The following is a 24,183-nucleotide window of genomic DNA, read 5'->3' on the forward strand; positions in this document are numbered from 1 at the left end:
GTTTGTTTCTAGATCATTTTGAACTATGGCTCGCTACGACCTTCCCGATGAAGCATGGGCTATCATCCAGCCCTTACTCCCTGCTGAACCAGCAACACCACAGGCCGGACGCCCATGGGCTGAGCATCGCATGATTATCAATGGCATGTTCTGGGGGCTGTGCTCTGGTGCCCCATGGCGTGATTTACCTGAGCGATACGGCCCATGGAAAACCGTTTATAACCGCTTTAACCGATGGTCAAAATCGGGAGTCATTAACATTATTTTTAATAAGTTACTTTCATCACTTGATGCCCATGGCCTCGTGGACTGGTCAGCGACTGCGCTGGATGGTAGCAATATCAGGGCGCTGAAATGTGCTGCCGGTGCTCAAAAAAACATCCCGATATCACCGGAGATAATGGGCTGGGTCGCTCTCGAGGTGGTTTTGGCACCAAAATCCATATGGCTACAGACGGAAGTGGTCTTCCGTTAAACATCGTGTTGAGCCCCGGTCAGGCTCATGAAAGTCAGTTTGCACTACGTCTTTTGGACGGTATTGGTGTTCAACGCCAGAACGGCAGTATGAAACGCCGTGGTCATGCGGTACTCGCTGACAAGGCGTACTCCGGGCATGTATTACGTAACGAGCGGAAAAACAGAGGTATAAAAACTGTCATCCCCCGAAAATCCACTGAAAAAATGGCGGTGGATGGTCGTTCAAAGCTCGATCGTGACGCCTACCGCAATCGGAACGTTGTTGAGCGGTGCTTTGGCCGTCTGAAAGAATACCGTCGCATTGCGACACGTTACGACAAAACGGCGAGGAATTATCTGGCAATGTTGAAACTGGGCTGCATCCGCCTGTTTTACCAGAGGTTATGTAATTAAGGGACACAGCCTAGTTGGAATCATACGGTTGTGCATGCCACCCGTGGTTATCGCTATTTCATTACCCGAAATGGCTGGGATCCCACGCGGAGAGCGACACGCGCAGATTTTGAAGATGCACCTTTTGCCAGCGTTATAAATCGGACTCCGCCTCTGAATACCATGCCGATGCAAACCATCAAATTGCCGACAGATAGAACGGGCCATCATATTATTCTCTCGGTATGGATGGTGTCAGACACGGGGGCTGGTTTTTATTCTGCCTTCGACGTTAACTTCGTCGGTGGCGGCGGCGGCGAGACGGAAAATCCGGCGCCGTGGTCTCCGAATAGCGTGTTTTATCCTGTGGGCGTTTATGTTTCGCACAACGGGGGGATTTATCGCTGCCGGAGCGCTCATACATCCAATAGCGGCTGGGCACCAGGAGTTGCCTTTACCCTTTGGGTTTATGTCAGGCCGATGGTTTAGATCATCGCATTTCACACTACACTTGCAAACCGGGCACTGAGGTGTCCGGTTTTTTTGTTAATTACATAATGTATTGAAAAATAATAATAAAAAGTTATTCATTGCCTAAGCACCTACAAGCACAGTAGCCTACAGCATCTCTTTTTCGCGTAAACTTGCCCCATGCTACTACTCATCGATAACTACGACTCCTTCACCTACAACCTCTACCAGTACTTTTGTGAACTGGGCGCAGAGGTGTTGGTTAAACGCAACGACGCCCTGACGTTGGCGGACATTGAAGCGCTGGCCCCTACGCATCTGGTGATCTCCCCCGGTCCTTGCACACCGGATGACGCGGGTATTTCTCTGGCAGCGATTCGCCATTTTGCAGGCAAACTGCCCATTCTGGGCGTGTGTCTCGGCCATCAGGCGATGGGGCAGGCATTTGGTGCGCGTGTGGTGCGGGCGCGCCAGGTGATGCATGGAAAAACCTCCGTAATACAGCACACCGGGAGCGGCGTTTTTAGCGGGTTGGCGCTGCCATTAACGGTGACGCGCTACCACTCTTTGGTGATCGATCCCGCTTCTTTGCCCGTCGAATTTGACGTCACGGCCTGGACAGAGCGTGAAGGTGAGCGTGATGAAATCATGGGAATGCGCCACCGTACCTTGCCGTTAGAAGGGGTGCAGTTTCACCCTGAGAGTATTCTGAGTGAGCAAGGGCATCAATTGTTGCAGAACTTCCTTAATACCTGAGGTTATCAGCATCGGTTGCGATAAAACGGACGGTAATGACTCCAATTAGTAGAACATGTGTTTTTCGATGAAGGCTCCGATGACTTTTTCGTGGATCTCGACGGAGCGCGAGAAGCAAATCGTTTTACGCGCCAGTCGTTTAATGCGTGTACGGAGCGTCAGGTTATTGCGCTCTATGCGTTGCGTGAAGATCTTGCCAGTCAGATGTTTCTGCTTCGGAACCTCTCTTGCATAGCTGCCCCAGTTGTCACTGGTAATTATGCCGATGTTGAACGGTGTCAACAGAGCCAGCAATTCACGGCAGGTCTCATCGGTTCGGGGGCCAAAAGTGTAGGCCAGAACACCGCCCGTTTTGGTATTGTAAGCGTACCAGAGCCAGTGCTGTAGCGCCTGACTGCCAACGAAGCTCCATTGCTCATCAAGTTCACAGATAAGGGCGACGTCGGCGTGAGCAACGGGAGAAGACGTTATCCTGCGGGGCGAGAGCTTTTTAAAGCCCGGATGACCGTATTGATGCCGATTTTCAACGTTCTGGCGGTATCGCGAACACCGGCACCGTTGAAGGCCATATCAACGATCTGCTCTTTGACTCCCGGCTTTCGCGCTTCATAGCGGTAGGTAAGCTGGAATACACGGCGACAGCACTGACACCGGAAGCGTTCGCGCTTAGTTGGACTAAGGCCATGTCGATAAACTTTATCTGAATGGCAGCGAGGGCAATGAACAAAAACAGTAACCACGTGGAAACCTCAAATAGCGGCAGAATATCACAAAAGCCAACTATTTGAAGGCATTACCAAACGGACTGTCATAACGCGCTATTTTATAACCTTGCGTATTGATTTTTTATGCATATTTTATGATTATATTTTCACTTTAAGCGGTGTGGACGAAAGCAAATGACAACAGATTCAAAGGCGGTAACTCGGGCGACGCATGACAAAGTGATTCTACCCGTATACGCACCGGCGCAATTTGTGCCGGTTAAAGGCAAAGGTAGCCGCGTATGGGATCAGCAGGGGCGAGAGTATATCGACTTTGCCGGTGGGATTGCGGTAACGGCATTGGGTCATTGCCATCCGGCGTTGGTGGCGGCGTTAAAGCAGCAGGGTGAAACGCTGTGGCACACCAGCAATATCTTCACCAATGAGCCAGCGTTGCGTCTGGCCAGCAAACTGATCGACGCCACCTTTGCCGAGCGCGTGTTCTTTGTTAACTCTGGTGCGGAAGCCAACGAAGCGGCTTTCAAGCTGGCTCGTCACTATGCGATTAAACGCCACAGCCCGTATAAAACCAAAATCATTGCGTTCTACAATGCGTTTCACGGCCGTACTTTGTTCACCGTTTCTGTAGGTGGGCAGGCGAAATACGCCGATGGCTTCGGACCAAAACCGGCCGATATCGTACACGTGCCGTTCAACGATCTGGCCGCAGTAAAAGCGGTGATGGATGACCACACCTGCGCCGTGGTGCTGGAGCCGATTCAGGGCGAGGGTGGCATTACACCGGCCACGCCGGAATTCCTCAAAGGCGTGCGTGAACTGTGCGATCAGCATCACGCTCTGCTGGTGTTTGATGAAGTGCAAAGCGGCATGGGGCGTTCTGGCAAGTTGTTTACCTACATGCACTATTGCGTGACGCCGGATATTCTCACTACGGCGAAAGCGTTGGGCGGCGGTTTTCCCATCAGCGCCATGCTGACCACTGAAGAAGTCGCCTCTGTGATGACCGTCGGCGTACACGGCACCACTTACGGCGGTAACCCGCTGGCTTGTGCGGTGGCTGAAGCAGCATTGGACACCATCAACACCCCGCTGGTGCTTTCCGGTGTACAAGCGCGCCACGAGCGTTTCGTTTCGATTCTTCAGGCAATTAATGAAGAGCACGGTATTTTTGAGCAGATTCGCGGTATGGGCCTGCTGATTGGCGCAGAACTGAAGCCAAAATGGCACGGTCAGGCGGGCAAATTCCTTGCCGCTGCTGCAGAGCAAGGCGTGATGGTGCTGGTCGCGGGACCTAACGTGATGCGTTTTGTGCCGTCGCTGGTGATTGATCTGGAAGATATCGATCAGGGCATGGCGCGGTTCGCGCGGGCAGTGGAAGCGGTAGTAAAAGCGGCGTAGCTCGCCGAGTCAAAAAGCACGCTGCGCGGTGCGCAACGTGCTTTTGTCTAAACGGCGCTGGTGATATCAGCGTGTGCCGTACACCACGATGGTTTTGCCGTGTGCCGAGATCAGATTCTGATCTTCCAGCATTTTCAGAATACGGCCTACCGTTTCGCGAGAACAGCCAACAATCTGACCAATTTCCTGACGCGTGATCTTGATTTGCATCCCATCCGGGTGCGTCATGGCATCGGGTTGCTTCGCCAGGTTCAACAGCGTCTGCGCAATGCGGCCCGTGACATCCAGGAAGGCCAGGTTGCCCACTTTCTGAGACGTCACCTGGAGGCGACGCGCCATCTGTGAGGAAAGACGCATCAGAATATCCGGGTTGACCTGGATCAACTGACGGAATTTTTTATAGGAGATTTCAGCGACTTCACAGGCAGTTTTTGCCCGCACCCATGCACTGCGTTCCTGGCCCTCTTCGAACAGGCCTAGTTCCCCAATAAAATCCCCCTGGTTGAGGTAGGAGAGGATCATTTCCTTGCCTTCTTCATCCTTGATCAGCACAGCCACTGAGCCTTTCACGATGTAGTAAAGCGTTTCTGCCTTTTCACCTTGGTGAATCAGCGTGCTCTTCGATGGATACTTGTGAATATGACAATGAGAAAGGAACCATTCAAGAGTCGGGTCTGTCTGCGGTTTGCCGAGAACCATTCGCTGTTATCCTCTGTTGTAATTCACTGCGCAAATTACAGGGTTCAGAGTTCCCTGTACGGCGTATTAACGTGCTAGTAGTAAAAATTCCGTGTTGGCGGACTGACGTCAGGGAATATACTGGCCTCTGTATGGCGACGTCACGACCCGTTCTTACCGTCAGTATAAAACTGAAGGAACGGATTCTATTCCTGTTTGTAACACAGCTTGACGAGCCTGTCTCGTGTTGTCTCGCTTCAGCATGATTAAGCTCTTGTTATCGGCGGTTTTTATATATAACAGTGAGTAATTTTCAAATAAATTTGAGGAGTTGTGGATGCAAGCGCGCGTAAAATGGGTCGAAGATCTGACCTTTCTCGGTGAGTCGTCATCCGGGCATCAGATCCTAATGGATGGCAATGCTGGTGATAAAGCTCCCAGTCCGATGGAGATGGTGTTGATGGCGGCAGGAGGTTGTAGCGCCATTGATGTGGTGTCCATTTTGCAAAAGGGTCGCAATACGATTACCGGGTGTGAAGTCAAATTATCCTCCACGCGTCGTGAAGAAGCGCCGCGTCTGTTTACCCATATCAACCTGCATTTTGTCGTCACGGGCGTGGGGTTGACGGATAAAGTGGTTGAACGGGCGGTATCGCTGTCGCATAGTTTTCTGGCGGGCTGTGTGTTTTATCTCAGCCCACGCTACGCCCTTCTGCCAGCTGTTTTACCAACGGTGCCATGATCAGTTCCATGGCGAGTCCCATTTTCCCCCCCGGCACCACCAGCGTATTGATGTGTGAAATAAACGAGCCTTGCAGCATGGCCAGTAGGTAGGGATAGTCAATATGCTCGACGCCCTGGAAATGGATCACCACAAAGCTCTCGTCCAGCGAAGGGATCGCCTTGGCTGCAAAGGGGTTTGAGGTATCGATAGTCGGTACGCGCTGGAAGTTGATATGGGTGCGAGAAAACTGCGGCGTGATATAGGTGATGTAATCCTCCATGGAACGCACCACCGAATCCATCACTGCTTCACGTGAGTGACCGCGTTCGTTGATCTCGCGAACCAGCTTTTGAATCCATTCCAGATTTACGATGGGGACCACGCCGACCAGTAGGTCAACGTGCTGGGCAACATCGTACTGGTCGGTGACCACCGCGCCGTGCAGACCCTCATAAAACAGCATATCGGTAGGATGCTGCATCGGCTCCCACGGAGTAAAGGTACCGGGCACTTGATTGTAGGGGATCGCCTCATCGTAAGTGTGCAGGTATTTGCGTGTTTTTCCTGTACCGTTGCGGCCATATTCAATAAACGCCTGTTCAAGCAGGCTGAAATCATTGGCCTCTGGGCCGAAATAGCTGATATGGCGGCCCAAATCTTTCGCTTTGCGAATCGCCATGTCCATTTCTGGCCGGGTATAACGGTGAAAGCTATCGCCTTCCAGTGAAGCGGCTTTTATCTGCAACTGCTGGAAGATCTTCCTGAACGCGAGGCTGGTCGTGGTGGGGCCTGCTCCACTGGAGCCGGTAACGGCAATGATCGGGTGTCATTGCGACATGCGGTTGCACTCCGTCGGATTAGGCGTTTGACTAACATGGCTCTCACTGTATAACAGACCCGGTGACGCAAGACGACCCCCCGCGCGTCAGGAAACGACGATTTATCACGTTACGGCGTATTTTCGTTTAGCTGGGTGCGCGGCATGATATTCAGCGTTTCATGCAGCTCTGACCACACCAGCACCACGTCGCCCGAGGCAAGCTGGCGACGAATATCCCTGACTTTTTCCTCCAGTGAACGCTCCTGCTCGCCGTAATCTGTGCCTTCACGTAATACAAAGGATTCAATAATATTTTGCAGCGTATCGCTATCAAGCTGCTGCCAGGGAATCATCATGCTGTTGCCTCCGCGGTGTCCGCCGATAGAAAGCGCGTGAACCAGGCCGGAATGCGTTGTTCCAGCCACATTTCCGGTTTCAGTAATGTACCACCGACAAACCCGACGTGCCCGCCGTGCGCTGTCAGTTGGTATTCGATGGTGTCGGGCAGGTGGCTGATGTTCGGGATCACCTCGGGTGTCATAAAAGGATCGTCCTGCGCATGGATGATCAGCGTCGGCGTGCGAATGGTGGGCAGCAACGTCAGTGCACTGCACTGACTGGTAGTAGTCGGCAGCATCCTGAAAACCATGAATACGGGCGGTGATCGCATCATCAAACTCACGCAATGCCTTTATACGTTGCAACTGTGCCGGGATAATCGGTAACGAACCCGGATAGCATGCCAGCTTACGCCGGGCATTCTGCTTTAGCTGTCCGACCAGATAGCGCTGATAAATACGGGAAAATCCCTTTTCTATCCTGCGGCTACAGGCGTCGAGATGAAACGGCGCGGAGACTATCGCCGCAGCTGATAGCAACCGGGCTTCTTCCCGTTTAGCCAGCAGGCAAGCCAGCATATTGCCGCCCAGAGAAATGCCGATGGCAGCAGTCGGTGCTTCGCCTAGCGTATCCCGCATCCAGCGCAGCAGATAGCTGCCATCATCGGTTTCACCAGAATGGTAGATACGATTCAGACTGTTGGGACGGCCGCTACAGCCGCGAAAATGCATAATCACCGCCAGCCGCCTTGCTCACGGCACGCTTGTAACAAACCGTGCGCATAGGGGCTGTGAAAGCTGCCTTCCAGACCGTGGAATAGCACCACGCGAGGTTTATAGCGCGCGCTTTGCGGCGCTTCGCTCCAGGCCAGATCGACAAAATCGCCGTCAGGCAGATCGAGTTGTTGCCACACCGGCTGCAAACGGGCACGGCGGCGAATAAAGCGCGGCAACAGCGTTTGTATATGCGGGTTATCAGCCCCGCGTAACGGGCGAAATGTTGAGGACAACATGGGAATCGAAACGACCTCGGGAAATAATTGTGCGATATTCATAACACTGCGCTAACCTGCTTGCGCCGCTCAGCGAGCATTGCAGTGTAACAGGCAGGCTAACGTTCAGTCAGGTCAATAAATCATACCGTAACGGTGGGGACAAGGGGAAGTCAAAACGTGGAACAGGGCTTATTTTTATCGATGTTGGCTTTTCTCTGGGTGGCGGCGATCACGCCTGGCCCGAATAACATGCTGCTGACGACCTCCGGTGCCAACTTCGGCTTTATGCGATCGCTGTGGCTGATGGTGGGTATCATGCTCGGCATGCAGAGCATTTTACTGCTGGTGGCATTTGGCGTGGGCGGCATGATCCTGCTCTATCCCTCGTTGCACCTGATACTTAAAGTACTCGGCAGTCTCTACCTGCTGTGGCTGGCGTGGAAAATTGCCACGGCGGCCTACGAGCGGCTGGAGGCCAGTGCACCGCAGCCGCAGCCGCTGCGACTGTATCAAGGCTGGCTGCTTCAATTTCTAAATCCCAAAGCCTGGCTAATGGCGCTGGGTTCGGTCGCAAGTTTCAGTCTGGCGGGCAGCGGCTATAACCATTCGGTGCTGCTGATAAGTTTTGGCATTGTGTTGGTTAATCTGGTTTCAGGCGTTATCTGGCTGGGTTTCGGCACGGCGATTGGCCGTTTATTGCGTAGCCGCAAAGCATGGGTGATTTTTAACGTCTCGATGGGCGTGCTTACCACGGCCTGTGTACTGCTGATCTGGCACTAGCGGAGCCAGCCCGTCATCCTCGGCGTAAGCCGAGGATCTCAGTGAGAATAAACGCGTATCTTCTGCGAGAGATTCCCGCCTCCGCGGGAATGACGGAGGTAGTGGGAATGACTGGCGGGACGTAAGTAACTGCTCATGCCCAGTGCTGTACTACCCCTCATTCAGCATCTGTTCTAGCTGCTCTTGCGCGTCCAGCCAGGCCATCTCTGCCTCTTCCTGTTCGCTTTTGAGTTTGGCCTGCTGCTGCAGGCATTCCGTCAGTTCGGCTTTGCGACTTTGGTCGTACAGTTCGCTGTCCGATAAACGCGCTTCGACTTTTGCCAACGCATCGGAGAGTTTCTCCATCTGCTGCTCATACTGAGTAATCTTTTTACGCAACGGTTGGGTTTGGGTGCGCAGCTCCGCTTTTGATCTTTGCGTGCCTGTGCGTTGTTGGTTGAGGCGGGTTTCTCGACGGATTCAGCGGCGCTGTTTTGGCGCTGTACGTCCGTTAGCCATTGCTGGTAATCCTCCAGGTCGCCATCAAACGGCTCCACTTTGCGATCGTGTACCAGATAGAGATCGTCTGTGGTGGATCGGATCAGATGTCGATCGTGGGAGACCACCACTAGCGCGCCTTCGAAATCGATCAACGCTTCTGTCAGTGCCTGACGCATGTCCAGATCGAGATGGTTGGTCGGTTCATCGAGCAACAGCAGGTTAGGGCGCTGCCACACGATCAATGCCAGCACCAAACGGGCTTTTTCACCGCCTGAGAAACGCTCGGTCACTTCCGTCACTTTGTCGCCCTGAAAACCGAATCCGCCGAGATAATCGCGCAGTTGCTGCTCGGTTTCCCGCTCCGCCAAACGGACCAGATGTTGCAGCGGGGATTCATCCGCACGCAGAAACTCAAGCTGATGCTGGGCGAAATAGCCGAGCTTAACGCCCTTCGCCAGCCCGATTTCGCCGTGCAACGGGGCCAGTTCGCCCGCTAGCAACTTGATCAGTGTCGATTTACCGGCACCATTGTGCCCCAGCAGGCCAATGCGTGAACCCGGCACCAGATTGAGCTTGATGGATTCCAGAATCAGTTTGTCACCGTAGCCTGCGCTCACCTTCTCCATGCGTAGCAACGGGTTCGGCAGCCACTTTGGCGCACGGAAACTGAAACGGAACGGGTTATCGACGTGTGCCGGGGCAATAAGCTCCATGCGCTCCAGCATTTTAATCCGGCTTTGCGCCTGCTTGGCTTTGGTAGCTTGTGCGCGGAAGCGATCGATATAGTGTTGCAAGTGCGCCACGCGCTCTTGCTGATGCTCATACAACGCCTGCTGCTGCGCTAAACGCGTAGCGCGCTGGCGTTCGAACGAGGAGTAGTTCCCGGTGTATTCGAACAGCGTCTCCTGCTCGATGTGCAGGATCTTGTTGACGATAGGATCGAGGAAGTCGCGATCGTGGGAGATCAGCACCAGTGTTCCCGGATAGCTTTTCAGCCATTTCTCCAGCCAGATCACCGCGTCCAGATCGAGGTGGTTGGTCGGTTCGTCGAGCAGCAGCAGGTCGGAGCGGCAAATCAGCGCCTGGGCCAGATTAAGGCGCATACGCCATCCGCCTGAAAAATCACGTACCGGCTGCTGCAATTGGGCCTGGGTAAAGCCAAGGCCATCGAGCAGGCTGGCGGCGCGTGCCGGAATACTCCAGGCTTGAATCGCATCCAGTTTGCCGTGTACACGGGCGATGGCGTTACCATCGTTAATGTCGTTGGCGTGTTGAAGTTCAGCTTCTAACTGGCGAAATTCACGATCGCCGTCAATAACATAGTCAATGGCATGCACATCCAGCGCGGGCGTTTCCTGATTGACCCAGGTCAGTGCCCAGTTACTCGGAAACGTGGCGCTGCCGCCATCGGCACCGATCTCGCCTTTTAGCAACGAAAGTAGCGTGGACTTGCCGCAGCCGTTTTTACCGACCAATCCAACCTTCTGGCCTGGATTGATGGTGGCGGTGGCGTTATCAAGCAAGACACGCACGCCGCGCCGAATTTGCAAAGCGGAGAAAACAATCATAAAGCGTCACATGTTCAGAGTATGTTAAATTATCACGGTTATCTTGGGACCGCGAACGTCCTGTTTGTCGTATCGTTATCGCGCAGCATGGTAGCGGAAAACCGCGCTCATGACGACGCTTTGGAGGGGAATGATGTCGCAGCCACCGAAGATTTTGCTGCTGTATGCCCATCCGGAATCGCAAGACTCGATAGCCAACCGGGTTTTGCTACAACCGGTGCATCAGTTAGCCCATGTTACCGTACACGATCTGTACGCTCACTATCCGGACTTTTTTGTTGATATTCACTACGAGCAACAGCTGCTACGCGAACATCAGGTGATTGTGTTTCAGCATCCACTCTATACCTACAGTTGCCCGGCGCTGCTAAAGGAGTGGTTTGACCGCGTGCTGTCGCGCGGGTTTGCCAATGGTATCGGCGGTAATGCATTGGCGGGCAAATATTGGCGTTCGGTAATCACCACGGGTGAGCCGGAAGAGAGCTACCACCTGGAAGGTAATAACCGCTTCAGTATGGAAGAGGTGCTGCGTCCGTTTGAAATGACGGCGGCCATGTGTCGTATGCATTGGCTACCGCCGCTGATGGTCTATTGGGCGCGCAGGTTGCCCGCCGATGTACTGGCAAGCTATGCCGAGGCGTATAGCGAATGGCTGGCTTCCCCGTTACCCAAAATGGAGGGTGAGTGATGGAGAGTTCCCCCCTGCTGAGTGCGGGCATTCTGTTTCTGTTTGTCGCTGTACTGATGGTACCTATCGCCAGCCGATTGGGCATTGGTGCGGTATTGGGGTATTTGATTGCAGGTATCGCCATTGGTCCTTGGGGGCTGGGCTTTATCCGCGACGTTGACGCTATCCTGCATTTCTCTGAGCTTGGCGTGGTGTTCCTGATGTTTATCATCGGGCTGGAGCTGAATCCGCAAAAGTTATGGACATTACGGCGATCCATCTTCGGGATTGGTGCCGCGCAGGTTGGGTTCAGCGCGGCGGTCCTTGGCGGCTTACTCTACCTGACCGGCTTTTCCTGGCAATCAGCGCTGATTGGTGGCGTTGGGTTGGCAATGTCTTCCACCGCGATGGCGCTGCAATTGATGCGCGAGAAAGGAATGAACCGCAGCGAATCCGGCCAGTTGGGTTTCGCAGTGCTTCTGTATCAGGACTTGGCGGTCATCCCCGCTCTGGCGTTGGTGCCGGTGCTGGCCGGTGTGCAGGGCGAAGTGACCGACTGGAAAGACGTTGCCATCAAGGTCGCGGCCTTTATCGGCATGTTGATCGGTGGACGCTATCTGGTGCGTCCGCTATTCCGGTTTATAGCCGCCTCCGGCGTGCGTGAAGTGTTTACCGCCGCGGCGCTGTTGCTGGTGCTTGGCTCTGCGGTCTTTATGGATGCGCTGGGCTTCTCCATGGCGTTGGGCACCTTTATCGCAGGCGTGTTGCTGGCGGAAAGTGAGTATCGCCACGAACTGGAAATTTCCATCGAGCCTTTTAAGGGATTGCTGCTCGGACTGTTTTTTATCTCCATGGGCATGGCGCTCGATCTGGGGGTGTTGTTTACCCACATCGACGAAGTGTTGTTGGGAGTATTCCTTCTGGTCACGGTGAAGGGCATCGTGCTGTACGTATTGGCTCGTGTGAACCGGATGCGGCGTTCTGAACGGCTTCAGTTCGCCGGGGTGCTGAGTCAGGGCGGGGAGTTTGCGTTTGTGCTGTTTTCTGCGGCAGCAGCGCACAGGGTGTTACAGGGGGAACAGCTTCCGTTGCTGCTGGTTACGGTAACCCTCTCCATGATGACCACGCCGCTGCTGATGCAGGGTATAGACCGCATTCTGGCGCATCGTTATAACGCTACGGAGGAGCATGACGAAAAGCCTTATGTGCAAGATGACGAGCCGCAGGTGATCATTGTCGGGTTTGGGCGTTTTGGGCAGGTGATCGGGCGTTTGCTGATGGCGAACAAAATGCGCATCACGGTATTGGAACGTGATATCAGCGCCGTCAGCCTGATGCGCAGCTATGGTTACAAAGTGTACTACGGTGATGCCACTGAACTGGAACTGCTGCGGGCGGCCGGCGCTGAACAGGCGAGCGCGATTGTGATCACTTGTAATGAGCCGGAAGACACTATGGCCATTGTGCACCTGTGCCAAAAGCATTTTCCCAATCTGGAAATTCTGGCGCGGGCGCGCGGACGTGTTGAAGCCCATGAATTATTGCAGTCTGGTGTCAAACATTTCGCGCGTGAAACCTTTTCGAGTGCGCTGGAACTGGGGCGTAAAACGTTGACGTCGGTGGGGATGCATCCTCATCAGGCTTATCGGGCACAGCAGCATTTTCGGCGCTTGGATATGCGCATGCTGCGTGAATTGATGCCGATACGTCAGGGGGATGCCGATGTGGCGCAGGTTTCGCGCGTCAAGGAAGCGCGGCGGGAGCTGGAAGACATTTTCCAACGCGAAATGCAGCACGAGCGCCGTCGTCTGGATGACTGGGATGAGTACGAATAGCATGGGAAGGCAAGATGCAACGTAAACGGTTTATCGCGGGTGCCGTGTGTCCTCAATGTCAGGCGCAGGATACGCTGGCCGTAGGGCAGGAAGCTCATGTAGATGTGGTCACCTGCGTCAAGTGCGGCTATCGTCAGTGCCAGTCAGATCCGCCTCCTGCTGCGCCAGAGCGGCAGGGCGAGCATATCATCGGCATTTTTCATCCTGATTGATTGGTGGGTCATTTTTTTATCCCAGACGGTACATGGGGGGTTTTTCAGCTACAATTTGCGCCAGTTTTGATTTCCAACGGTAGGAGATGTCATGAAAGTTGCAAAAAATCTGGTGGTCAGCCTGGCCTACCAGGTACGTAAAGAAGATGGTGTATTGGTTGATGAGTCTCCGGTGAGCGCGCCGTTGGACTACCTGCACGGTCACGGTTCCCTGATTTCTGGCCTGGAAAAAGCGCTTGAAGGCCGCGAAGTGGGTGACAAGTTTGACGTTGCTGTCGGCTCTAACGACGCCTACGGCGAATACGATGAAAACCTGGTGCAGCGCGTACCGAAAGACGTATTCATGGGCGTTGATGAGCTGCAAGTGGGCATGCGTTTCCTGGCTGATACCGATCAGGGTCAGGTACCGGTTGAAATCACTGAAGTGGAAGATGACCACGTAGTGGTTGACGGTAACCACATGCTGGCAGGTCAAAACCTGAAGTTCAACGTCGAAGTGGTTGCTATCTGTGAAGCCACGGAAGAAGAGATCGCACACGGTCACGTACACGGCGAGCACGATCACCATCATTAGCACGGTGAAGGTTGTTGTGGTGGTCATGGTCACGATCACGAACACGAACACGGTAAAGGCGGCTGCGGCGGTCATGGCGGCTGCGGTTGCCATTGATTTTCGGCGTATGCTCGTGAGGCGTGTCCTCACCGTTACAAACCCGGCGCGCCAGGCGCGGCCGGGGTTTTTTTTGTGTTACAACCTGCGCCATTAGCACTGAACATGTTGATTTTAGCCATCTTTCATCGTGTTATTTTCGTATTACGCTTTCCTGCTTTTCTGCCCAACTAGGGATGTTCATCACATAACCGGTTAAAAGCCTCGGAGGACTTATTGACACTTATCGGTGCTTTGGTGAACAATATGCAAACGTTCCTGAGAACGTTATATTAATAAAATATACCCTAGAACATCCAGGAAAGAGAACCTCTACCATGATCAACATGAATATCGAGTTACGTGGCCTGAACCCTACACCCTTCACGCCCCTTCATCGTGATGCTGAACTGCCGCACGTCGGCTAATGGCATGCAGAGCCGCTGTGCAAGCGTATCGCGGCTAACACACTATCCTTTTTGGAGAACAAACTATGTCAACGCATGACATGAGTGCCGGTGTGATCAATGCAAACGCCAGTACTGTCGCCGCAAGCGGGACATCCAATGCCGAATTGGTCGCCCGTCTTGAACGGATGCCGATCACACGTCAACTGCTGACCATACGCGTGGTGGTCGGTCTTTCTACCTTTTTTGATGCTTATACCGTACTGGCTATCGCCTTCGCCATGCCACAGCTCGCCTCGGAATGGGGGTTGAGCGCAGCAGATATCGGCCTGATTATTGCTGCCAGCTATGTTGGGCAACTGTTTGGTGCCGTTTTCTTCGGTTCTCTGGCCGAGAAAATTGGGCGATTGGGCGTGTTGAAGATCACTATCATCCTGTTTGTGATCATGGATGCGGCCTGTCTATTTGCCTGGAGTGGACTGTCGATGATGGTCTTTCGCTTTTTGCAAGGGGTTGGGATTGGCGCGGAAGTACCCGTGGCGAGTTCCTATATCAATGAATTTGTTGGTGCCAAAAAGCGTGGGCGTTTCTTCCTGCTGTACGAGGTGATTTTCCCTATCGGTATGATGTTTGAAGGAATTGCGGGGTATTTTCTGGTCCCTGTTTATGGCTGGAAAGCCATGTTCATCGTCGGCCTTATTCCGTCGATAATCACGGTTCCCCTGCGTTGGCTAATGCCAGAATCGCCGCGTTGGTTAGCCTCGAAAGGCCGTTTAGCCGAAGCTGATAAAGTGGTGAGTAAACTGGAAAACGAGGTGCTGCGTCGCGGGGGAACGTTACCTGAACCGGTTATTCGTACTATAGAGAAAAAAACCGTTACCAGTGAAGGGTGGCGTTAGCTGTTTACCGGCATCTACCGCAAGCGGACCTTCACCATTTGGGCGCTGTGGGTGTGTGGCTATATGATTAACAACGGTCTGGTGACCTGGCTGCCTACGCTGTACAAAAGTGTATTCGGATTACCGATTCAAACGGCACTGGCTTACGGTTGGACGACCTCGGCGTTTGGAGTGTTAGCCTCGATCGTTTGTGCATTGTCGATTGATAAGGTTGGGCGCAAGGCCTGGTATGCCACTGGTTACCCTGACGTTACTGGGTGCAACCAATCCGTTGCAAATTGTGGTATGTGCCACTGCTGCTTATGCCATATTGCAAACCATCACTTTCTCGCTTTACCTCTATTCTTCAGATCCTTACCCAACGCGGTTGCGTGCGATTGGTACCAGTTTGGGCAGCGCCTGGCTGCGCGCCGGTTCTGCTGTGGGACCGATCCTGGTTGGGTTTATTGTCGGCAACGTTGGTATTCGCTACGTGTTTATCGCTTTTGCGCTGATTGCCCTGATAGGGGCGGTAGTGACAATGAGTTATGCCATTGAAACCAAAGGTCAAGTGCTAGGCTGTGTCCCTTAATTACATAACCTCTGGTAAAACAGGCGGATGCAGCCCAGTTTCAACATTGCCAGATAATTCCTCGCCGTTTTGTCGTAACGTGTCGCAATGCGACGGTATTCTTTCAGACGGCCAAAGCACCGCTCAACAACGTTCCGATTGCGGTAGGCGTCACGATCGAGCTTTGAACGACCATCCACCGCCATTTTTTCAGTGGATTTTCGGGGGATGACAGTTTTTATACCTCTGTTTTTCCGCTCGTTACGTAATACATGCCCGGAGTACGCCTTGTCAGCGAGTACCGCATGACCACGGCGTTTCATACTGCCGTTCTGGCGTTGAACACCAATACCGTCCAAAAGACGTAGTGCAAACTGACTTTCATGAGCCTGACCGGGGCTCAACACGATGTTTAACGGAAGACCACTTCCGTCTGTAGCCATATGGATTTTGGTGCCAAAACCACCTCGAGAGCGACCCAGCCCATTATCTCCGGTGATATCGGGATGTTTTTTGAGCACCGGCAGCACATTTCAGCGCCCTGATATTGCTACCATCCAGCGCAGTCGCTGACCAGTCCACGAGGCCATGGGCATCAAGTGATGAAAGTAACTTATTGAAAATAATGTTAATGACTCCTGATTTTGACCATCGGTTAAAGCGGTTATAAACGGTTTTCCATGGGCCGTATCGCTCAGGTAAATCACGCCATGGGGCACCAGAGCACAGCCCCCAGAACATGCCATTGATAATCATGCGATGCTCAGCCCATGGGCGTCCGGCCTGTGGTGTTGCTGGTTCAGCAGGGAGTAAGGGCTGGATGATAGCCCATGCTTCATCGGGAAGGTCGTAGCGAGCCATAGTTCAAAATGATGTAGAAACAAACAGTTAGTATAACTCATGGGATTGATGTAGCCCCCTGTAACACCAGACAGTAGCTGTATCTCCAGATAAGAGATAGGCTTAGATATATGTCTAACAATCATGCTAATTTTGAAATGACCGGGATCCTGTTAGGGCAAGAAGTCCGTAAGCGTAAAACTCCGCAAGAGAAAATCGCCATCATTCAGCAGACAATGGAGCCGGGGATGAACGTCTCCCATGTAGCCCGCCTGCATGGCATCCAGCCCAGCCTTTTGTTTAAGTGGAAGAAGCAATACCAGGAAGGAAGCCTCACCGCCGTTGCGGCCGCAGAAGAAGTGGTTCCAGCTTCGGCGCTGGCGACTGCCCTCAAGCAGGTCCGGGAGCTACAGCGCCTTCTGGGTAAGAAGACGATGGAAGTTGAGATCCTCAAAGAAGCAGTGGAGTACCGCCAGTCGCGAAAATGGATAGCGCACGCGCCCTTGTTGCCAAAGGACGGGGAATAGCTCTGGTCAGCCGCGCCATGAGCGTGTCGCGTGCGCAGCTGTCACTGCGGGTTAACCGTTCTGCCGACTGGCTGGACAGGCGCAGCAACCGGCGTAATGACGAAGCTGATGCTGAGATATTATCGGACATCCTCCGTATCATCAGCGACATGCCCAGTTACGGTTACCGCCGAGTGTGGGGTATCCTGCGTAAGCAACGTCGTGCAGAGGGACTTCCACCGGTGAACGCCAAACGGCTTTACAGGATAATGAGCGAGCATAACCTGCTGTTGTTGCATGATAAAACTGAACGTCCGAAGCGGGAGCATAAAGGCAAAATCGCGGTAGCAGAGAGCGATATGCGCTGGTGCTCAGATGGCTTCGAGTTCGGTTGTGACAACGGCGAGAAGCTGCGGGTGACGTTCGCACTGGACTGCTGCGACCGGGAGGCCATAGACTGGGCAGCGAGCACCAGGGGTTATGACAGTTCAACCCTGCAGGATGTGATGCTGAGGTCGGTGGAAAAACGCTTCGGTAGCGCGCTGCCGGATAAACCAGTGCAATGGCTGACGGATAATGGTTCAGCGTACACAGCGCATGAAACGCGGAAGTTCGCCAGAGAACTGAATCTGGAGCCCTGCACAACAGCAGTGAGCAGTCCACAGAGTAACGGCATGGCAGAACGGTTCGTGAAGACGATGAAGGAAGATTACATCGCCTTCATGCCAAAACCCGATGTGCGAACAGCGCTGAAGAATCTTGCAGCGGCGTTCAATCATTACAATGAAAACCATCCGCACAGTGCGCTGGGATACAACTCCCCAAGAGAATATCGGCGCCAGCGGGCATCGTTAACTTAAGATACAAAAGCTGTCCGGAGATGGTGGGTCAAGATCAAACTTGAAGTTGCATTTTTCAGCGTCTGGAAGTTGTCATTAATCCTGCGCGACAAGCCCCCCGCCAGTCCCGGTAATATATTGCGGAAGAAGTGGTGTATTTCCTGCCGAAACGCCTTTGGTGAAGCGAAGTAGCGGTTGTTTCTCACCTTTTCATTCATCACTTTCCACAGTCTTTCTATCGGGTTCAGATTCGGGCTGTAAGGCGGCAGATAGTGGAGGTCGATATTCATCACATATGCCCACTTTTTCACCAGCTCCGCCCGGTGGTAACCCGCTCCGTCGAGTATGATATGCACCTTCTGTCTTATCGGGTAAGTTTCCCGGATGGCGATAAAAAAGCGGGCGATATTGAGACTGTTGATGCTGTCGTACTGTAGTGGCACACTGATACTGGCCACCTGAGCGGAGGTGATATGCTCACCTCATCAACACGACAGGTGACCTCATGGGTAAACATTTTACGGCGGAATTTAAGCTCGAAGCCGCAAAGCTGGTTGTCGACCACGGCTACACATACGTTAAGGCCGCAGAGGCGGTTAATGTCAGCCATTCTGCCATTAGTCGCTGGGTCAATAAGCTTCGCCTTGAACGACAGGGAAAAACGCCAACGGGACTTCCTCTTACCCCTGAACAGCTCGAGCTGCGTGAGATGAAGAAAAAAGTCCAATGCCTTGAAATGGAGAACGAAATCCTAAAAAAGGCTACGGCGCTCTTAATGTCGGACTCACTCAACGGTTCACGGTAGTCGACAGGCTGAGGGCGCGATACCCGGTCACGGCGTTGTGCCAAACTTTTGAGGTACATCGCAGCAGCTACAGGCACTGGCAGGCTTCCGCTAATGAACCCGACGGTGAGCGCGTGGTTAAGTGTAGCCGCGTCATGGAAGCCTGGAACGCCAGCGGCGGCTCTGCCGGCGCTCGAAGTATCGCGACCATCGTCACCGGCAGCTCCGGTGTCAAAATGGGGCGCTGGCTGGCTGGCAAGCTGATGAAGGAGCTGGGTATCGCCAGCTGCCAGCGACCGGCTCACAAATACAAACGCGGCGGCAATGAACACGTTGAAATACCGAACTATCTCAACCGCCAGTTCGCGGTTACCGCGCCGGATCAGGTCTGGTGCGGCGATGTGACCTACATCTGGACGGGCAAATGCTGGGCTTACCTTGCGGTGGTGCTAGATCTGTTCGCCCGCAAACCGGTGGGCTGGGCCATGTCGACGTCGCCGGACTCGGCGCTGACAGTTAAAGCGTTGCAGATGGCCTGGGAACTCCGGGGACAACCAACAGGAGTCATGTTCCACAGCGACCAGGGCAGCCACTATACCGGCCGTCAATACCGGCAAGCCCTGTGGCGCTGCCGGATAAAGCAGAGTATGAGTCGGCGGGGTAACTGCTGGGATAATGCGCCAATGGAGCGGTTCTTCCGCAGCCTGAAGACAGAATGGGTGCCGACAAAGGGTTACAACAGCTTCAGCGAAGCCCAGGACGCGATTATCCGCTACATCACGGGGTATTACAGCGCTATCCGGCCTCACTGGTATAACGGCGGCTTAACTCCAAACGAATCTGAGCGACTGTTCTACATACAGTCTAATGCGGTGGCCAATATTAGTTGACCACTACACTGGAGCCCTGCACAACAGCAGTGAGCCGTCCACAGAGTAACGGCATGGCAGAACGGTTCGTGAAGACGATGAAGGAAGATTACATCGCCTTCATGCCAAAACCCGATGTGCGAACAGCGCTGAAGAACCTTGCAGCGGCGTTCAATCATTACAATGAAAACCATCCGCACAGTGCGCTGGGATACAACTCCCCAAGAGAATATCGGCGCCAGCGGGCATCGTTAACTTAAGAGACAAAAGCTGTCCGGAGATGGTGGGTCAAGATCAGTATAACTCATGGGATTAAGTGTATTAGCTCAGACCTGATCTGACAGTTACCGGTTATTTATACAGGTGTCTGTCAGATTAAATCTGGTTCAGATTTTTTTCTGCCCAGACTCGTTTACCATCAAGTAACGTGGCCATTGGCGTACGCCCGCAGCACATTTTACCCTGATGAGTTCGCTCATTATTGTAATGCCACAACCAGTTGTCCAGATCCTTTTGTAGACTTTCTAGGTCTTCGTATAACTTCTTACGGAACGCAACCTGATAAAAATCCTGCAAAATAGTTTTATGGAAGCGCTCGCAGATACCGTTTGTCTGCGGAGACATCGCTTTCGTTTTCGTATGGTCTATATCGTTGATAGCCAAGTACAGCTGATAGTCATGTTGTTCCACTTTACCGCAGTACTCCGTCCCCCTGTCCGTCAGTATTCTTAGCATTGGCAGCCCCTGAGCTTCGTAGAACGGCAGCACGCGATCATTGAGCAGGTCGGCGGCAGAGATCGGTGCTTTACTCGTGTAAAGCTTGCAGTGCGCCACTTTCGAGTACGTATCCACGAACGTCTGCTGGTAGATACGGCCAACACCTTTCAGATTACCCACGTAGAAGGTGTCCTGCGACCCCAGATAACCCCACCTCGTTATACACAAGTCCGCAACGCCTTATATGCCAAGGGTTAGCGGGCTGAAATAGGCAGCCAGTGGGGTTGTAAATGAAGTGAAACCGACGTGTACTATCGCCATTTACGGCGCTGAAAAATGACACGGGATTCAGATGGCTGGGCACACCAAGAACTGGAAGGGGTAAATCTTGGTGACACGAGGCTCAATAAGCGTGCCAAAGGGCTTTTGATACGGCTGGCTGAGAATCCGCAAGCCAGCATTCCGCATGCGTGCCTCGGATGGTCTGAGACGCTGGGTGCTTACCGCTTCATGGAGAACCAAGCATTCGAATGGCGAGACATTCTGCAACCTCACTGGCAGCGTACGCAGGAAAGGATCCGAGAACACGAGGTTGTGCTGTGTATCCAAGACACTACCGAGCTTGACTTCAACGGGCAGCAAATCCAAGGCTTGGGTCCCTTGAACTACGAAGCCAGGCGTGGTCTGTATCTGCATCCGACCTACGCGGTCAGTCCGGATCGCGTGGGGTTGGGCGTACTGGATGCGTGGATGTGGGGCAAGAGAGCCGAAGGATGCAGACGGAAAACGCGATGGGATCAAGGAGAGTACGCGCTGGCTCGAGGGATACGAGCGAGTTGCTGAACTCGCCTCGGAGTTGCCAAACACACGTCTGGTGTACTTAGCCGATCGCGAAGCGGATATCAAGGCGTTGATGCAGCTCGCTGATGACCTTGGCACTCCGGCTGACTGGTTGATCCGCTCGACTCATAATCGCAGTCTGGACTGTAATGAGAAGCTTTGGCAGAAGGTTGGAAAGACCGTGCCGGTGGGAGAAATCCAATTCGTTATGGCGGCTCGCGCGGGGCAGAAGGCGCGTACGGTGAAACAGGCGCTGCGCGTGAAGCGAGTGTCGCTGCGTTGCGGGTTGGCAGTGACTTGTGTGATAGCCAAGGAAATTGAGCCGCCAGCAGGCGTGAAGCCGGTCGAGTGGCGGTTGCTGAGCAATCGCGTACCTGAAGGACGAGAAGATATCGTGGAGCTGATCGACTGGTATCGGGCTAGATGGGAAATCGAGATGTTCTTCAATGTGCTGAAGAACGGCTGCTGTGTCGAAGCGTTACAGTTATCGACCGTGGATCGCATTGAGCGGGCATTGGCGCTGTTCATGATCGTGGCATGGCGCATCGCCTATTTAATGCGTATGGGACGAACCTGTCCAGAGCTAGACGCAATGTTGTTCTTTGATTCCGACGAGACTCATGGAGCTTACCTACTGATGAACAAGCGTATGCCCAAGGGCCGCCCTAAGCTAAACGAAGTATTGCGCTTAGTTGCGCAACTCGGAGGCTTTCTTGCTCGAAAAGGCGACGGTGAACCAGGCGCAAAAACTATCTGGAAAGGCTTGCAGAAAGTCATGACGGCCGCCGAAACGCTACGCGCGCTCAGGCACGAACAGAGATGTGTATAACGAGGTGAGATAACCCGGGTGAGCAGTCTCTATTTCACCACAGGCTTCGTCGTCGTGCGCCTTCTTCTCCAGTGCAGCGATTTGAGCATCAGTAAGTACGATGCCTTCTCTGGCAACTTTTTCCTCAAGTGCCTTCAGGCGCTTACGAAAGTTTTCCAGATCGTGTCGTTGCCAGATGGAGCGCACACCGCTGCCAGAAATGAAGACGCCTTTTTTACGCAGCTCATTACTGGTCCGGTGCTGGCCATGAGCCGGGAACTCAATGGCGTAATCAACAACCGCACGTTCAGTGGCTTCATCAGCACGGTTTTTCAGGTTGGGAACCCGGCGGTTTTGGTTAACCAGTGCGTCAATGCCGCCTTCTGCCGCCAGTTCCTGATAGCGATAAAACGTGTCGCGTGACACCCCCATGATTTTACAGGCTTTTGATACGTTACCGAGTTCTTCGGCGAGATTGAGCAGGCCGGCTTTGTGTTTGATGATGGGATTGTTAGTATGAAGCATGAGAGTTACCTCGTGTTTTGTATAAGGATTCGACACCCATATCAAAACCGGTAACTCTCAACCTTTCAAGGTCCAGTGTCAGAGCAAGTCGCGACTAATACAGATTAAGGGACACAGCCTAGCGTTGGCACTGCTCAAACAGTTCAGTCTGCTCAACTTCGTCATTGAACAGACGCTCATCGCAGTAGTGCTGACCGAATGCGTCGTTACTGAACAGTACCGCATCCCCCGTCATGTAGGTCATCATGCTATCCGGCCAATGCAGCATCGGCGTTTCCACAAACACCAACTGTTTACCATTGCCAATATCCAGAGTGTCACCGGTTTTCACCACGTGAAAGCGCCATTCCGGGTGATGGTGGTGGCCGTTGATGGAGTCAATGGCATTAGCGGTGCAGTAGATAGGCGTATTCGGAATCTGCGACATCAGCTCGGTTAACGCGCCCGCATGGTCCTCTTCCGCATGGTTGATAATGGTGTAATCAATCTGCGCCAGATCGATTTCCGCGCGCAGGTTCTGGACAAAATCGCGGCTGAATTTGTGATACACCGTGTCGATGAGTACATTTTTCCCTTCACGAATCAAGTAACTGTTATAGCTGCTGCCGCGCAAGGTTTTGTATTCGGTGCCGTGAAAATCGCGAACTTCCCAGTCTCGTTGCCCAACCCAGTGGATGTTGTTTTTTACATGAATAGCCATATCAACCTCAAATTTATGCTGTAATGCGAATAAGATAGTTGGGCTATATCAATTGGCGCGCCATGTTTTTAAATAACTGTTTTAAAATGATTTACTGTTTTTATTTAAAAATAAATATGTCATAATGACTATACTTATTATGGTCATTATGACATTCTTAATTGTCAATTTGACTATAAGGGGTGGCCATGAGTTTTTCCGTTAACTGATCTTGACCCACCATCTCCGGACAGCTTTTGTCTCTTAAGTTAACGATGCCCGCTGGCGCCGATATTCTCTTGGGGAGTTGTATCCCAGCGCACTGTGCGGATGGTTTTCATTGTAATGATTGAACGCCGCTGCAAGGTTCTTCAGCGCTGTTCGCACATCGGGTTTTGGCATGAAGGCGATGTAATCTTCCTTCATCGTCTTCACGAACCGTTCTGCCATGCCGTTACTCTGTGGACGGCTCACTGCTGTTGTGCAGGGCTCCAGATTCAGTTCTCTGGCGAACTTCCGCGTTTCATGCGCTGTGCACGCTGAACCATTATCCGTCAGCCATTGCACTGGTTTATCCGGCAGCGCGCTACCGAAGCGTTTTTCCACCGACCTCAGCATCACATCCTGCACGGTTGAACTGTCATAACCCCTGGTGCTCGCTGCCCAGTCTATGGCCTCCCGGTCGCAGCAGTCCAGTGCGAACGTCACCCGCAGCTTCTCGCCGTTGTCACAACCGAACTCGAAGCCATCTGAGCACCAGCGCATATCGCTCTCTGCTACCGCGATTTTGCCTTTATGCTCCCGCTTCGGACGTTCAGTTTTATCATGCAACAACAGCAGGTTATGCTCGCTCATTATCCTGTAAAGCCGTTTGGCGTTCACCGGTGGAAGTCCCTCTGCACGACGTTGCTTACCCAGGATACCCCACACTCGGCGGTAACCGTAACTGGGCATGTCGCTGATGATACGGAGGGG

Annotated in this window: 16 protein-coding genes and 12 pseudogenes; 16 read left to right on the top strand and 12 right to left on the bottom strand. The window is 53.1% G+C overall.

Annotated elements, in window-relative coordinates; translation table 11 throughout:
* Window positions 1-25 precede the first annotated feature (25 nt).
* The 3 genes and pseudogenes from ACWWJF_RS03650 (at window position 26) to ACWWJF_RS03660 (ending at window position 2,076) form a co-directional block, all read left to right on the top strand.
* A protein-coding gene (locus ACWWJF_RS03650) for an IS5 family transposase (RefSeq protein WP_455868711.1) occupies window positions 26-870 on the top strand; the annotation gives its coding sequence in 2 pieces (ribosomal slippage) (window positions 26-371 and window positions 371-870; 846 coding nt in all).
* A gap of 24 nt (window positions 871-894) precedes the next feature.
* Window positions 895-1,338: pseudogene (locus tag ACWWJF_RS03655) on the top strand (lytic polysaccharide monooxygenase); the annotation flags it as partial.
* 162 nt (window positions 1,339-1,500) lie between these two features.
* A complete protein-coding gene (locus ACWWJF_RS03660; RefSeq protein ID WP_455868712.1) occupies window positions 1,501-2,076 on the top strand; it encodes an aminodeoxychorismate synthase component II in 576 nt (191 codons plus the stop codon).
* Between the two features lie 45 nt (window positions 2,077-2,121).
* Here the strand turns inward: ACWWJF_RS03660 and ACWWJF_RS03665 are convergent.
* Window positions 2,122-2,816, bottom strand: a protein-coding gene (locus ACWWJF_RS03665; RefSeq protein ID WP_455868713.1) for an IS1 family transposase whose coding sequence is annotated in 2 segments (ribosomal slippage) — window positions 2,122-2,573 and window positions 2,573-2,816 — 696 coding nt in all. Because the reading frame shifts where the segments join, the coding sequence is not laid out codon by codon here.
* 159 nt (window positions 2,817-2,975) lie between these two features.
* Between ACWWJF_RS03665 and argD the strand changes: the two genes are divergently transcribed.
* Window positions 2,976-4,199 carry a bifunctional acetylornithine/succinyldiaminopimelate transaminase gene (argD, locus tag ACWWJF_RS03670; RefSeq protein ID WP_455868714.1) on the top strand — a complete coding sequence of 408 codons (1,224 nt, stop codon included), beginning with the start codon at window positions 2,976-2,978 and terminating at the stop codon, window positions 4,197-4,199.
* A 66-nt stretch (window positions 4,200-4,265) separates the two neighbouring features.
* Here argD and crp read toward each other — a convergent pair whose 3' ends face one another.
* Window positions 4,266-4,898 (bottom strand): cAMP-activated global transcriptional regulator CRP, encoded by a 633-nt coding sequence (crp, locus tag ACWWJF_RS03675; protein ID WP_012764006.1) that lies wholly within the window; start codon window positions 4,896-4,898, stop codon window positions 4,266-4,268.
* A 316-nt stretch (window positions 4,899-5,214) separates the two neighbouring features.
* Between crp and ACWWJF_RS03680 the strand changes: the two genes are divergently transcribed.
* Window positions 5,215-5,619: an OsmC family protein gene (locus ACWWJF_RS03680; RefSeq protein ID WP_455868715.1), complete on the top strand. Its 405-nt coding sequence runs from the start codon at window positions 5,215-5,217 to the stop codon at window positions 5,617-5,619.
* On the opposite strand, the gene ACWWJF_RS03685 is transcribed toward ACWWJF_RS03680, so the two are convergent.
* The 3 genes and pseudogenes from ACWWJF_RS03685 to ACWWJF_RS03695 all read right to left on the bottom strand — a co-directional run bounded on the left by ACWWJF_RS03685 (window position 5,570) and on the right by ACWWJF_RS03695 (window position 7,769).
* Complete coding sequence (locus ACWWJF_RS03685; RefSeq protein WP_455870912.1) at window positions 5,570-6,421, bottom strand: phosphoribulokinase; 852 nt, start codon at window positions 6,419-6,421, stop codon at window positions 5,570-5,572. The two genes, ACWWJF_RS03680 and ACWWJF_RS03685, sit on opposite strands and share 50 nt — an antisense overlap.
* A 128-nt stretch (window positions 6,422-6,549) precedes the next feature.
* A complete protein-coding gene (locus tag ACWWJF_RS03690) occupies window positions 6,550-6,777 on the bottom strand; it encodes a YheU family protein (RefSeq protein ID WP_196908059.1) in 228 nt (75 codons plus the stop codon).
* Window positions 6,774-7,769, bottom strand: a pseudogene (locus ACWWJF_RS03695) (hydrolase). Before ACWWJF_RS03695 ends, ACWWJF_RS03690 begins: the two are co-directional and overlap by 4 nt.
* A gap of 162 nt (window positions 7,770-7,931) precedes the next feature.
* On the opposite strand from ACWWJF_RS03695, the gene ACWWJF_RS03700 reads away from it, so the two are divergent.
* Window positions 7,932-8,534, top strand: coding sequence for a LysE family translocator (locus ACWWJF_RS03700; RefSeq protein ID WP_455868716.1), 603 nt, complete (start codon window positions 7,932-7,934; stop codon window positions 8,532-8,534).
* Window positions 8,535-8,684: 150 nt separating this feature from the next.
* On the opposite strand, the pseudogene ACWWJF_RS03705 reads toward ACWWJF_RS03700, so the two are convergent.
* Window positions 8,685-10,582, bottom strand: a pseudogene (locus ACWWJF_RS03705) (ABC transporter ATP-binding protein).
* A 133-nt stretch (window positions 10,583-10,715) separates the two neighbouring features.
* Here ACWWJF_RS03705 and kefG point away from each other — a divergent pair.
* The 6 genes and pseudogenes from kefG (at window position 10,716) to ACWWJF_RS03735 (ending at window position 15,822) form a co-directional block, all read left to right on the top strand.
* The gene (gene kefG / locus ACWWJF_RS03710) at window positions 10,716-11,270 is read left to right on the top strand and encodes a glutathione-regulated potassium-efflux system ancillary protein KefG (RefSeq protein WP_455870913.1); all 555 of its coding nucleotides are present in this window, start codon (window positions 10,716-10,718) and stop codon (window positions 11,268-11,270) included.
* The gene (gene kefB / locus ACWWJF_RS03715; protein WP_455868717.1) at window positions 11,270-13,084 is read left to right on the top strand and encodes a glutathione-regulated potassium-efflux system protein KefB; all 1,815 of its coding nucleotides are present in this window, start codon (window positions 11,270-11,272) and stop codon (window positions 13,082-13,084) included. Before kefG ends, kefB begins: the two co-directional genes overlap by 1 nt.
* A 14-nt stretch (window positions 13,085-13,098) precedes the next feature.
* Window positions 13,099-13,296: a YheV family putative zinc ribbon protein gene (locus tag ACWWJF_RS03720; RefSeq protein WP_455868718.1), complete on the top strand. Its 198-nt coding sequence runs from the start codon at window positions 13,099-13,101 to the stop codon at window positions 13,294-13,296.
* Window positions 13,297-13,387: 91 nt separating this feature from the next.
* A pseudogene (gene slyD, locus ACWWJF_RS03725) lies at window positions 13,388-13,966 on the top strand (peptidylprolyl isomerase).
* Entirely contained in the window at window positions 13,875-14,063 is a 189-nt protein-coding gene (locus ACWWJF_RS03730; RefSeq protein WP_455871270.1) for a hypothetical protein, read from the top strand. Before slyD ends, ACWWJF_RS03730 begins: the two are co-directional and overlap by 92 nt.
* Window positions 14,064-14,453: 390 nt before the next feature.
* A pseudogene (locus ACWWJF_RS03735) lies at window positions 14,454-15,822 on the top strand (MFS transporter).
* On the opposite strand, the gene ACWWJF_RS03740 reads toward ACWWJF_RS03735, so the two are convergent.
* Window positions 15,819-16,662 (bottom strand): IS5 family transposase gene (locus ACWWJF_RS03740; RefSeq protein ID WP_455868719.1). Its coding sequence is split into 2 segments (ribosomal slippage): window positions 15,819-16,317 and window positions 16,316-16,662, totalling 846 coding nucleotides; the frame shifts between segments, so codons are not numbered across the junction. The pseudogene ACWWJF_RS03735 and the gene ACWWJF_RS03740 overlap by 4 nt on opposite strands.
* A gap of 137 nt (window positions 16,663-16,799) precedes the next feature.
* Between ACWWJF_RS03740 and ACWWJF_RS03745 the strand changes: the two genes are divergently transcribed.
* Window positions 16,800-18,007, top strand: a protein-coding gene (locus tag ACWWJF_RS03745) for an IS3 family transposase (protein WP_455870914.1) whose coding sequence is annotated in 2 segments (ribosomal slippage) — window positions 16,800-17,121 and window positions 17,121-18,007 — 1,209 coding nt in all. Because the reading frame shifts where the segments join, the coding sequence is not laid out codon by codon here.
* Here ACWWJF_RS03745 and ACWWJF_RS03750 read toward each other — a convergent pair.
* Window positions 18,004-18,420, bottom strand: a pseudogene (locus ACWWJF_RS03750) (IS630 family transposase); the annotation flags it as partial. The gene ACWWJF_RS03745 and the pseudogene ACWWJF_RS03750 overlap by 4 nt on opposite strands.
* Before the next feature lie 71 nt (window positions 18,421-18,491).
* On the opposite strand from ACWWJF_RS03750, the gene ACWWJF_RS03755 reads away from it, so the two are divergent.
* Both ACWWJF_RS03755 and ACWWJF_RS03760 read left to right on the top strand, forming a co-directional pair.
* Window positions 18,492-19,660 (top strand): IS3 family transposase gene (locus tag ACWWJF_RS03755; RefSeq protein ID WP_455868720.1). Its coding sequence is split into 2 segments (ribosomal slippage): window positions 18,492-18,747 and window positions 18,747-19,660, totalling 1,170 coding nucleotides; the frame shifts between segments, so codons are not numbered across the junction.
* A gap of 8 nt (window positions 19,661-19,668) precedes the next feature.
* Window positions 19,669-19,899 (top strand): annotated as a pseudogene (locus ACWWJF_RS03760) (integrase core domain-containing protein); the annotation flags it as partial.
* 115 nt (window positions 19,900-20,014) lie between these two features.
* On the opposite strand, the pseudogene ACWWJF_RS03765 reads toward ACWWJF_RS03760, so the two are convergent.
* A pseudogene (locus ACWWJF_RS03765) lies at window positions 20,015-20,566 on the bottom strand (integrase core domain-containing protein); the annotation flags it as partial.
* A gap of 126 nt (window positions 20,567-20,692) precedes the next feature.
* Here ACWWJF_RS03765 and ACWWJF_RS03770 point away from each other — a divergent pair.
* Window positions 20,693-22,025, top strand: a pseudogene (locus ACWWJF_RS03770) (IS4 family transposase).
* On the opposite strand, the pseudogene ACWWJF_RS03775 reads toward ACWWJF_RS03770, so the two are convergent.
* From ACWWJF_RS03775 to ACWWJF_RS03785, 3 pseudogenes are all read right to left on the bottom strand, one after another.
* Window positions 22,026-22,529, bottom strand: a pseudogene (locus tag ACWWJF_RS03775) (helix-turn-helix domain-containing protein); the annotation flags it as partial.
* A gap of 121 nt (window positions 22,530-22,650) precedes the next feature.
* Window positions 22,651-23,229, bottom strand: a pseudogene (locus ACWWJF_RS03780) (oxygen-binding di-iron domain-containing protein); the annotation flags it as partial.
* Window positions 23,230-23,472: 243 nt separating this feature from the next.
* A pseudogene (locus tag ACWWJF_RS03785) lies at window positions 23,473-24,177 on the bottom strand (IS3 family transposase); the annotation flags it as partial.
* Window positions 24,178-24,183 lie beyond the last annotated feature (6 nt).

The sequence above is a fragment of the Symbiopectobacterium sp. Eva_TO genome (genome assembly GCF_053848865.1).